At 66.4% G+C, this 11,544-nt stretch carries 6 protein-coding genes; 3 read left to right on the top strand and 3 right to left on the bottom strand.

Features of this window, described 5'->3' with window-relative positions; translation table 11 throughout:
• Positions 1-49 precede the first annotated feature (49 nt).
• The 3 genes from car to gabT are packed head-to-tail and all read right to left on the bottom strand — an operon-like array spanning position 50 to position 7,879.
• The gene (car, locus tag SKC41_RS25365) at positions 50-3,583 is read right to left on the bottom strand and encodes a carboxylic acid reductase (RefSeq protein ID WP_330980437.1); all 3,534 of its coding nucleotides are present in this window, start codon (positions 3,581-3,583) and stop codon (positions 50-52) included.
• Between the two features lie 59 nt (positions 3,584-3,642).
• Positions 3,643-6,516 (bottom strand): MMPL/RND family transporter, encoded by a 2,874-nt coding sequence (locus tag SKC41_RS25370; protein ID WP_330980438.1) that lies wholly within the window; start codon positions 6,514-6,516, stop codon positions 3,643-3,645.
• A 13-nt stretch (positions 6,517-6,529) separates the two neighbouring features.
• Entirely contained in the window at positions 6,530-7,879 is a 1,350-nt protein-coding gene (gene gabT / locus SKC41_RS25375) for a 4-aminobutyrate--2-oxoglutarate transaminase (RefSeq protein ID WP_330980439.1), read from the bottom strand.
• Between the two features lie 178 nt (positions 7,880-8,057).
• On the opposite strand from gabT, the gene yajC reads away from it, so the two are divergent.
• From yajC to secF, 3 genes are all read left to right on the top strand, one after another.
• On the top strand, positions 8,058-8,408 hold the full coding sequence (gene yajC / locus SKC41_RS25380) for a preprotein translocase subunit YajC (protein WP_330980440.1): 351 nt from the start codon (positions 8,058-8,060) through the stop codon (positions 8,406-8,408).
• 89 nt (positions 8,409-8,497) lie between these two features.
• Positions 8,498-10,285: a protein translocase subunit SecD gene (secD, locus tag SKC41_RS25385; protein WP_330980441.1), complete on the top strand. Its 1,788-nt coding sequence runs from the start codon at positions 8,498-8,500 to the stop codon at positions 10,283-10,285.
• The gene (gene secF, locus SKC41_RS25390) at positions 10,282-11,541 is read left to right on the top strand and encodes a protein translocase subunit SecF (RefSeq protein ID WP_330980442.1); all 1,260 of its coding nucleotides are present in this window, start codon (positions 10,282-10,284) and stop codon (positions 11,539-11,541) included. Before secD ends, secF begins: the two co-directional genes overlap by 4 nt.
• Positions 11,542-11,544 lie beyond the last annotated feature (3 nt).

The following is an 11,544-nucleotide window of genomic DNA, read 5'->3' on the forward strand; positions in this document are numbered from 1 at the left end:
ACAACCGACCGCCGGCCCGTAACGGGCTGGCGGTCGGTTGATGTGGCGTTTAGAGCAGGCCGAGCAGGCGCAGGTCGCTGATGTACTTGGCGATGATCGGCGCGCCGATGTGCGGAATGTCTTTGTCGGGGCCAATTTTGGCGTCCTGGACGGCCGCACGGAACCGGTCGGTCGGTGCCATCGACCCACGAATCGGGTGCTCCGGCTTCTGGTAGTTGTGCAGCAGCGGCAACAGCGAAGCGTTGCGCTGCTTTTCGGGCAGGCCACGCAGGGCGGTCTCGAACCGCGCCAGCCAGTCGCCGTAATCGTCGATCCGCTGGATCGCGTTGCCGGCACCCTCGGTTGGGGAGATCAGCCAGTCGACGAACTCGTCCATCCCGATGCCGTCGTCGTACGGGTTCATCACGTGGTAGGTCTGGAAGCTCGCCTTACCGTCCAGGTTCTGCGCACCCAGCGTCGAGATGGCTTCGGCGATGAACTCCACGGGCAGGCCGTCGTAGTGCGCCCGCTGCCGGTTGCCGTCGGTGTCGCGCTCGTAGAACGAGCCCGGCGCGATTCCGGTGGCCACCAGGCTCAGCATCGTGCGGGTGAACATGTCCGGCACGTTGAGCTGGCCTGCGTAAGTGGTGTCGGCCAGGATCATGTCGCAGCGGAACACCGCCACCGGCAGGCCACAGAGGTCGTTGGCCTCGCGCAGCAACACCTCGCCGGCCCACTTGCTGTTGCCGTAGCCGTTGGCGTAGCTGTCGTTGATCTGCCGGGTCGCGCTGATCTGCCGGATGTCGGCGTCCTCGGTGAACTGCCCGGGCTTGATCTGGTCTCCCACCCCGATCGTGGACACGTAGGTGTACGGCTTTTGCTTGCCGGTCAACGCGATTCGGATCAGCTCGGCGGTGCCCAGCGCGTTGGGGCCGAACAGCTCGCTGTACGGCAGCACGTGGTTGACCAGCGCCGCCGGGTCGACGATCAGGTCGACGGTGTCGGCCAGCCGCTGCCAGGTCGCCGCGTCCAGGCCCAGGTTGGCCTCGCCCTTGTCTCCGGCGATCACCTCGAGGTGATCGGCCGCCAGTTCCCGGTAGTGCGCCACCAGCTTGGGGTCGCCCTGTGGAGACCCGACGCCGAACGTCTTGTCCAGCCGGGCCCGTGCATCCGCGTCGGACTTGGCCCGTACCAGGGCGATCACCTTGCCGTCGACCAAATCCATCCGCTCTAGCCAGTCCAGCGCGAGGTAGCGGCCCAGGAATCCGGTGGCTCCGGTCAGCAGCACGGTGCGGACCTCGGGTGCCGGCGCCGGCAGGTTCGGTGCGGCGGCCAGCGTCGCCGAGTCGATGAACTTGTCCAGCGTGAGGTCACTGGCGCGCACCTCGCCCGCGCTGTCCTTGCTCGAAAGCCCGTGCACCGCCGCGAACGTGGCCCGCTTGGTGCCCTGGCGCTCGGTTTCGATGTAGGCCGCGATCGAGGCCAGGTCGCTGGCCGGGCTGACGATCACGCCCACCGGCACGTCGACCTCGAAGATCTCGTGCAGCAGGTTGCCAAAGGTCAACGCCGACAACGAGTCCCCACCCAGATCGGTGAAGTGGGCATCGGGGGTCAGCTCGGTGCTGGCCGCGCCCAGCATGGCCGCCGCGGCCCGGCTCACCGTCTGCAGCACCGGCGCGGTGGCGCCGCTGCGGCGTAGCTCGCTGAGCTCATTGGCCTGGCCCGCGGCCAGGTCGGCGTAGAGCTGTTCCAGGCGCTCGCCGTACTGCTGCTTGAGCTTCGGCCACGCCAGCTTGCGGATCCCGGTCAGCAGACCATTCTCCAGGGTGAACGGCTCGGTCTCGATCAGGAAGTCACGCGGCACCTCGTAGGACTGCAGGCCGGCCTCTTTCGCGACCGTCTGCAGCGAGTCGGCGATGCGTCCCTTGAGCTCGCCGGCGCCGAACCGTGACAGCGCCTCCTCGCTGGGCACGATCACCGCCAACAGGTAGGGGTGCGCGCTGTTGCCGTAGACGTAGATCTGACGCACCAGCGGGCTGTTGCCGAACACCGCTTCCAGCTTGGCGACGGTGACGAACTCGCCCTGCGCCAGCTTGAGCACGTTGTTGCGCCGGTCGACGTACACCACCTTGTTAGGTGCGATTTCGGCGACGACGTCGCCGGTGCGGTAGTAGCCGTCCGGGTCGAACACTCCGGCGGTGGTCTCCGGGCGCTTGTAGTAGCCGGGGAACATGTTCTCCGTCTTGAGCAACAGCTCACCGCGCGGGTAGGGCCGGTCGGTGGCGAAGTAGCCCAGATCCGGCACGTCGACCAGCTTGTAGTCGATCACCGGCGGACGCTGTACCTCGCCGTCGAACAGCACCATCCCGGCCTCGGTCGAGCCGTAGCCATCGAGCAGGTGCATGTCGAGCAGCTCTTCCACCCACGCCTTCAGGTCCGGGGAGGTGGGCGCCGAGCCCGTCATCGCGAAGATGAACCGACCGCCCAGCAGACCCTGCGAGAGCTCGCTCATCACGTCGGCCACGCTGCCGCCGCGGTCGACACGGCGCTGGTATTCGCTGTAGAGCGTCTCCCAGATGCGCGGCACGAAGTTCATCTCGGTGGGCCGCACCAGCTCGAGATCTTCCAACAGCGTCGACAGATCGCTGCGGGCGGCGAAGTAGGCCGTGCCGCCGTTGCCGAGCGTGCCGTACAGGATGCCGCGGCCCATCACGTGGCTCATCGGCATGAAGTTGAGGGTGATCGACGCGACGGTCTCACCGAACCAGTTGCGACCCGACCGGCACCACATCTTGCCGACGTTGCGCCGGGGGTACATCGCGCCCTTGGGCGCGCCGGTACTGCCGGAGGTATAGATCAGCAGTGCAAGCTCGTCGTTGTCGACGGCCGCCGCCGGCGTGGCGGGCAGGGTCTTGCCGCGCTGCAGCAGGTCAGCGAGTGGTTCGACGGTCACCACGGTGTCGGCCAACCGCGCTTGGGCGCTTTGCACCGCTCCGCGCTCGTCGTCGACCTCGGGGTGGTAGTCGAACACGATGAGCTTGCCGGGCCGGTGGTCGGTGCTCAAGATCAGCTCGACGGCGTCGGACAACTGGTTCACGCTCGCCGCGAAGACGGCGGGCTCGGTCTCGGTCACGATCGGCGTGAGCTGCGTGACCGCTGCGCTGGTCTGCAGCGGAACGCCCACCGCGCCGACCATTCCCAGAGCGACGTCGATGGTGGTGAAGTCGACGCTGTTGAAGCCCAGTGCCGCCACCCGGTCGCCCGGCGCCAGCCCGTCGCTGGTCAGGGCGCGGGCCAGTTCGTCGACGCGTTCGCGCAGCTCGCCGTAGGTGATGGTGTCGTAGCGGGGCAGCAGCCCCAGCACGGTGCGTCCGGTTTTGGGGTCTTCGACGAATTCGACGGCACGCTGTCCCAGGGCCGGGCGGTCACCGTAACCCTCGAGCACGGTCTGGATGATCTGCGGAAGTTGCAGTCCAGGCTGCTCGAGGGCCTCGACGACCGCCGGGTCCGGCTTGGCGGCGGCGAACTGTGGGTCGGTAGCGGTCAGATTCTCAATGCGGCGTTCCAGCCGCTGTTCACGAGTCGACACGACACTTCCTTGCATTGCTGAGAAGTTAAGGCTGTTTGCGCGACATTGCGCTGGTAGTTAGAACGTTAGCGAAGCTAAAGGTATTCCTCAATGGAATTTACCTGTGGCATTGGTGTGAGATCGCCCACCAGGGCGCGGACCGAGGAGCGGGAGCCAACCGCTCGAAGCAGAGCGCTCGCGGGTCGGGTCCGCACATTCAGTGGCCACCAGAACCAGCGTCCCAGCAGCGCCGCGATGGACGGTGTCATCAACGCGCGAACGAGCAGCGTGTCGAACAGCAAGCCGATACCGATCGTGGTGCCGATCTGCCCGATGGCGCGCAGGTCGCTGACGATCATCGACGCCATCGTGAAGGCGAACACCAGGCCCGCATTCGTCACGACCTTGCCGGTGCCGCCCATCGAACGGATGATGCCGGTATTCAGTCCGGCGCCGATCTCTTCTTTGAAGCGGGAGACCAGCAGCAGGTTGTAATCCGACCCGACGGCCAGCAGAACGATGACGGACGTCACGACCACGAGCCAGTACAACGGGAAACTCATCAGATTTTGCCAAAACAGCACCGATAGTCCGAAGGAAGCGCCCAGCGAAAGCGCAACCGTACCGACGATGACGGAAGCCGCGATAAAGGCCCGGGTGAGGACCAACATGATGATGAAGATGAGGCAGAGCGACGAGGTGCCGGCGATCAGCAGATCCCACTTGGCGCCCTCCGACGTATCTTTCAGCGTTGCCGCGGTTCCGGCCAGATAGATCCCGGCGCCTGCCTCTGGCGTTGTCTTGAGGGCCTCCTCGGCGGCCGTCCGGATCGGTTCGATCCTCGCGATGCCCGCGGCCGTGGCGGGATCTTCTTTGTGCTCGATGATAAATCGGGCCGCATGCCCGTCCGGGGAGAGGAAGCCATTCATCGCCCGCTGAAAATCCTTGTTTTCAAAGACCGCGGGCGGCAGGTAAAATGTGTCGTCGTTGCGGGCGGTGTCGAAAGCGTGCCCCATGGCCGTCGGGTTCTCGCCCAGCTGGTTCATCTGCGCGAGCACTCCCGACATGGTGCTGTGCATGGTCAGCATCATGGTTCGCAACGTCTGCATCGTCGAAATCATCACGGGCAACTCGGCATTCAGCTGCGGCATGATCACGTCGACGCGATCGAGGTCCGCCGCCAGGTCGGCGAGTTCGTCACTGATCTCGTCGACACCGTCGAACGAATCAAACAGCGATCGCACCGACCAGCAGATGGGGATGTCGAAGCAGTGCTTCTCCCAGTAGAAGTAGCTGCGGACCGGCCGGAAGAAGTCCTCGAACCCGGAAATGTTGTCGCGCAGTTCCGCCGTGATCGCCACCGTGTCATGGGTGGCGACGGAGAGCTGATGCGTCGTGTGGGCGAGCTGTTGCATGAGGTCATACAGGCGCTGGGTGACGGCGACCGTTTTCGCGATGTCATCGGCTTGCGCCAGCAGGTCTTTCATGCGGTCCTGCTGCTGCTTCATGGTTTGCAGCAGCGCGGCATTTCGAAGGCTGATCTGAAATGGCAAGGTGGCGTGCTCCAGTGGCAGTCCACTGGGCCGGGTTATCGCTTTGACCCGCCAAATTCCCGGCACCGCAAGGATCGCCTTGGCCAGCTTGTTCAGGACCAGGAAATCGGCCGGATTTCGCATATCGTGATCCGCCTCGATCATCAAGACCTCGGGCTTCATCTGTGCCTGCGAAAAATGCCGCGCGACGGCTTCAAATCCCTGGTTGGCCGGGATGGCTCCGGGCAGATACGCGCGGTCGTCGTAGCTGGCTCGGTATCCCGGCAGTGCGAGTAGCCCGACGAGTGCGACGGCCAGCGTCGCGGCCAGAATCGGCGCGGGCCAGCGGACGGTCGCCGTGCCGATTCGCCGCCATCGACCAACCTGGATCGGTCGCTTGGGCTCGAACACGCCGAAACGGTTGCCGACAGCGAGCACCGCCGGTCCCAGCGTGAGCGCTACCGCCGTCGTGACCACTATCCCCACCCCGCAGGGCACGCCCAGGGTTTGGAACGACGGCATTCGGGCGAACGCGAGGCAGAAGATCGCCCCGGCGATCGTCAAACCGGAACCGATGATCACGTGCGCGGTTCCGCGATACATCGTGTAGAAGGCGGCTTCGGAGTCCTCGCCGGACTGCCGCGCTTCCTGGTATCGCCCGACGATGAATATCCCGTAGTCGGTGCCCGCCGCGATGGCCAGCGAGGTGAGCAGGCTGACCGCAAACGGGGTCAGTCCCATGGTGCTGTTATGCACGACGAGAGCGACGACTCCGCGCGCCGTCGCCAGTTCGACGCCGACCGTGACCAGCAGCAGGAGCACCGTGACGATCGAGCGGTAGACGAGCAGCAGAATCAGCAACACCACGACGACCGTGGTCAACGTCAGCTTGAGCATCGACGCGTCGCCGCTGTGTTTCAAATCCGCGGCGAACGCCGAGACCCCGGTGATTCCGACCGTTATCCCCGGCGGTGCCGGCGAATCGGCGACGGCCTTGCGGACCGCTTCGATCGACTCGGTGGCGCGCAACTCGCCCTGGTTGCCGGAGAGATTCACCTGGACCAAAGCGGCTCTGCCGTCGGTGCTTTGCGCGCCCGCGGCAGTCAGCGAATCGCCCCAGAAGTCCTGGATGCTCTGCACGTGTTCCGGATCGGCGCGCAACTTGCGGATCAGGCCGTCGTAGAACGTGTGGGCGGCGTCGTCGAGGGGATGGTCGCCCTCCAGGACGATCACCGCGGAACTGTCGGAGTTTCCCTGCTGGAACACCGTGCCGATGTGCTTGGTCGCCCGGTACGAGGGCGCGTCCCTGGGGACCAGCGAGATCGAGTGCTGTTCGGCAACCGCCTCGAGCGGTGGGACCGCGACGTTGAGTACGACGACGACCGCCAGCCAGCCCAAGATGATGGGCACCGCGAACCGGTGAATCGCGCGTGCCACGAAGAGCCGCGAGTTACAGGTCGGCCAGCAACAGGCGCAGCACCTCGAGCCCCTCGGTGAGGAGCTCGTCGCTGATGGTCAGCGGGGGCAGCAGCCGAATGACGTTTCCGAACATGCCGCAGGTCAGCACGATGATTCCGGCCGCACCGGCCGCGGTCGCCAGCTTGTTCGTCAGCTCGGCGTCGGGGTCGCTGGTGCCGGACTTGACCAGCTCGACGGCGATCATGGCGCCGCGGCCGCGCACATCGCCGATCCGGTCGTCGCCGGCCTGCATCCGCAGCAGCACGTCGAAGATCAGGCGTTCGATCTGCTGGGCCCGCTCGATCAGGCCGTCCTTCTCGATGGTCTCGATGCTGGCCAGCGCCGCCGCGCAGGCGACGGGGTTGCCGCCGAAGGTGCCACCCAGGCCGCTGACGTGCGGGGCGTCCATGATCTCGGCGCGGCCCGTCACCGCCGACAGCGGCAGCCCGCCGGCGATGCCCTTGGCGGTACAGATCAGGTCGGGCTCCAGGCCGTTTGAGCCCTCGTGCTCGCAGGCGAACATCGCCCCGGTGCGCGCGAAGCCGCTCTGCACCTCGTCGGCGATGAACACCACATCGTTCTTGTGGCACCAGTCGACCAGCGCGGGCAGGAAGCCCTCGGCCGGGACGATGAATCCGCCCTCGCCCTGGATCGGCTCGATGATGACGGCGGCCAGGTTGGCGGCGCCGATCTGCTTCTCCAAGACGCTGATCGCCCGCGCGGCGGCCAGCTCGCCGTCGGTGGCCAGGTCCTTGTCCAACAGGCCATCGCGGTACGGATAGGACATCGGCGCCCGGTAGATCTCCGGCGCGAACGGGCCGAAGCCGCTCTTGTACGGCATCGACTTGGCGGTCAGCGCCATCGTCATGTTGGTGCGGCCGTGATAGGCGTGGTCGAAGGCCGCGACGGCGGGTTTGCGGGTGTAGGAGCGCGCGATCTTGATGGCGTTCTCGACGGCCTCGGCGCCGGAGTTGAACAGCACCGAACGCTTTTCACCCGAGCCCGGGGTGATCCGGTTCAGCTCCTCGGCGACCGCGATGTAGGACTCGTACGGCGTGACCATGAAGCAGGTGTGGGTGAACTCGGCGACCTGTTCGCGCACCGCGTCGACCACCCGCGGCGCGGAGTTGCCGATCGTGGTGACGGCGATGCCGGAGCCCAGGTCGATGAGCCGGTTCCCGTCGACGTCCTCGATGATGCCGCCGCCGGCGCGCGCGACGAACACGGGCAGGCTGATGCCGACGCCGTGGGACACCGCCGAGGTGCGGCGTTTGTTGAGTTCCAGCGACACGGGACCAGGGATTTCGGTAACCAGCTGGCGGGTCTGTTCGAGGCTGGCCACGACGTCCTCCTCCCGGCGACGCGCGTGTCGCGTCGCGCTGAAAGCCTATCTGTCGGACGGGTCTTGGCGCCTGCCGAGGATGCGGCCCAACCGCGCGCCCCCGGGCCTGCCAGACTGGACGGGCACACTGGACCCTCGAAAACCCAGCAATACCGATACGAAAGACAGGCACGTCTCGATGGAAAGTTTGGTTTTGTTCCTGCCGTTCCTGCTCATCATGGGCGGGTTCATGTACCTGGCGTCGCGTCGCCAGAAGAAGGCGATGCAGGCCACCATCGACCTGCACGAGTCATTGCAGCCGGGGGACCGCGTGCACACCACGTCCGGCATGGAGGCCACCGTTGTCGCGCTCACCGACGACACCGTCGACCTCGAAATCGCGCCCGGCGTGGTGACCACCTGGATGAAGCTGGCCGTCCGCGACAAGATCTTGCCGGAGGACTACTTCGACGAAGATGAGGACGACTTTGACGAGTCCGACGACGCTCAGGGTCCGGCCGGCGAGAGCCACTTGACCAAAGATCAGTGACCACCGCGGTCCGATGAGCGGGTTGCGCCAAGCGGGCACGTAGGCTCTTTCGGGAGCCAGAAACCGATTACCAAGGAGATATAAGGAAAGTGGCATCGTCTTCGGCGCCGGTGCACCCTGCCCGCTACCTGTCGGTTTTCTTCGTCTTGCTGATCGGCGTCTACCTGCTGGTGTTTCTCACCGGGGACAAACACGCCGCCCCGAAGCTCGGCATCGACCTGCAGGGCGGTACCCGCGTCACCTTGACCGCCCGCACTCCGGACGGCTCCCGCCCGAGCCGGGAGGCGCTCGCGCAGGCGCAGCAGATCATCAGCTCGCGCGTCAACGGCCTGGGCGTCTCCGGTTCTGAGGTCGTGGTCGACGGTGACAACCTGGTCATCACGGTGCCCGGCAACGACGGCAACGAGGCTCGCAACCTGGGGCAGACCGCGCGCCTCTACATCCGCCCGGTGCTGAACTCGGCGCCCGCCCAAGCGGCCGAACCCAAGCCCCCGGCCGGCATCGCGCCCCCGGGCGGCCAGCCCGCGCCGCCACCCGCGGGGCAACCCGCACCGCCGCCCGCCGGCCAGCCCGCACCACCACCTGCCGGGCGGCCGGCGCCGCAGCCGCGTCCCTACCCGCAGGACCCGCCGCCCAGTCCCAGCCCCGCGCCCGCACCGGGCAATGCCCCGCCGCCCGCGGCGCCGGCACCCGCAGGCCCGGCGGCCGACGCCCCGCCGCCCGAGGTGCCCGGGCCGCCCGATCCGCGCAAGGATCTCGCCGACCGCATCAAGGTGATGAAGGATTTCCGGCAGAGCAACAACCCGTACATTCAGATGGTTGCTCAGCAGTGGGTGGCTGCCCACTGCGACAAAGAGGACATCCTGGCCGGCAACGATGACCCGGCCCTGCCGCTGATCACCTGCTCGACCGACCACAAGTACGTCTACCTGCTGGGGCCGTCGATCATCAGCGGTGACCAGATCCAGGACGCCAGCTCGACGATGAACCAGCGCGGCATCGGCTACGTCGTCGACGTTCAGTTCAAGCCCGCCGCGGCCAACACCTGGGCGGACTTCACCGCCGCCCACATCGGCACCCAGACCGCGTTCACGCTGGACTCCCAGGTCGTCAGCGCGCCGATGATCCAGGAGGCGATCCCCGGCGGCCGCACCCAGATCTCCGGTGGCGACCCGCCGTTCACCGCCGCCACCGCCAAGCAGCTGGCCAACGTGCTGAAGTACGGCTCGCTGCCGCTGTCCTTCGAATCGTCGGAGGCCCAAACCGTCTCGGCGACACTGGGATTGACCTCGTTGCGTGCCGGGCTGATGGCGGGTGCGATCGGCTTGGTCCTGGTGCTGCTGTACTCGCTGCTGTACTACCGGGTGCTGGGATTGCTGACGGCGTTATCCCTAACAGCTTCGGGTGCAATGATTTTCGCGATCCTGGTGCTGTTGGGCCGGCAGATCAACTACACCCTGGACCTGGCGGGTATCGCGGGTCTGATCATCGGTATCGGCACCACCGCGGACTCGTTCGTGGTGTTCTTCGAGCGCATCAAAGACGAGATCCGCGAAGGCCGTTCGTTCCGCTCGGCCGTGCCACGAGGCTGGGTACGTGCCCGCAAGACGATCGTGTCGGGTAACGCCGTCACCTTCCTGGCCGCCGCCGTGCTCTACGGCCTGGCGATCGGGCAGGTGCGAGGGTTCGCCTTCACGTTGGGTCTGACCACGGTTCTCGACATCGTGGTGGTGTTCCTGGTGACCTGGCCGCTGGTGTACCTGGCCTCCAAGTCGCCGACGTTGGCCAAGCCCGCGTACAACGGCCTGGGCGCTGTCCAGCAGGTCGCCCGTGAACGCCGTGCGTCAGACGTGAAGACCGGACGGGGAACGCGATGACCTCCAAAGACACCGATGCGACCGAACTCACCGAATCCGCCGACGCCGTGGAGCTGAAGACCGACTCCACCGTGCCGCCACCGCATCACAGCTTCCTGGCCCGGCTCTACACCGGAACCGGCGCGTTCGAGGTCGTCGGCCGACGCCGGTTGTGGTACGGCATCAGCGGGGCGATCGTCGCGATCGCCATCCTGTCCATCGTCGTGCGTGGCTTTACCTTCGGGATCGACTTCAAGGGCGGCACCACGGTGTCGTTCCCGCGCGGCAACGTCGCGACCTCGCAGGTGCAGGACGTGTTCCGCAAAACCCTGGGCCGCGACGCCGCATCGGTGGTCATCGTCGGCAACGGCGGTTCGGCGACGGTGCAGATCAGCTCCGAGACGCTGACCAACGACCAGACGACGAAGTTGCGCAACGCGCTGTTCGACGCATTCCAGCCCAAGGGCACCGACGGCAAGCCGAACAAGGCGGCGATCAGCGACTCCGCGGTCTCGGAGACCTGGGGCGACCAGATCACCAAGAAGGCGCTGATCGCGCTGGGTGTGTTCCTGGTGCTGGTCAGCGTCTACATCATGGTGCGCTACGAGCGCTACATGTCGATATCGGCGCTGACCACCATGGTTTTCGACCTGACCGTCACCGCGGGTGTGTATTCGCTGGTGGGCTTCGAGGTCAGCCCCGCGACGGTGATCGGCCTGCTGACCATCCTCGGGTTCTCGTTGTACGACACCGTCATCGTCTTCGACAAGGTCGAGGAGAACACCAAAGACTTCCAGCACCGAAACCGGCGCACCTTCGCCGAGGAAGCCAACCTGGCGATCAACCAGACCTTCATGCGCTCGATCAACACCAGCCTGATCTCCGTCCTGCCGGTGCTGGCGTTGATGGTGGTGGCGGTGTGGCTGCTGGGCGTCGGCACGCTGAAGGACCTGGCGCTGGTGCAGCTGGTCGGCATCCTGGTCGGCACCTACTCCTCGATCTTCTTCGCGACCCCGCTGCTGGTCACGCTGCGTGAGCGCACCGAACTGGTGAAGACCCACACCCGCCGCGTCCTCAAACGGCGCAAGCCCGGCACGCCGGAGCCGGCGGACAGCTCGGCCGACGAGGCATCTGACACCGAGACCACCACCGAGACGAAAAAGGCCGCGGCGCCGTCCGGCGAGCCCGCACCGAACAAGCCGGCCCCCGGTGCGCGGCCCGTGCGACCCACCGGTACCCGACGCCCGAGCGGCAAGCGAAACGCCGGCCGGCGGTAGCCG

The sequence above is a fragment of the Mycobacterium sp. 050128 genome (assembly GCF_036409155.1).
Classification (GTDB): Bacteria; Actinomycetota; Actinomycetes; order Mycobacteriales; family Mycobacteriaceae; genus Mycobacterium.

What these genes read in the sequence shown, in the direction of transcription:
- secF (WP_330980442.1), top strand. Translation starts at nt 10,282, where the DNA reads ATGACCTCCAAAGACACCGATGCGACCGAACTCACCGAATCCGCCGAC.
- yajC (WP_330980440.1), top strand. Translation starts at nt 8,058, where the DNA reads ATGGAAAGTTTGGTTTTGTTCCTGCCGTTCCTGCTCATCATGGGCGGG.
- car (WP_330980437.1), bottom strand. Translation starts at nt 3,583, where the DNA reads ATGCAAGGAAGTGTCGTGTCGACTCGTGAACAGCGGCTGGAACGCCGC.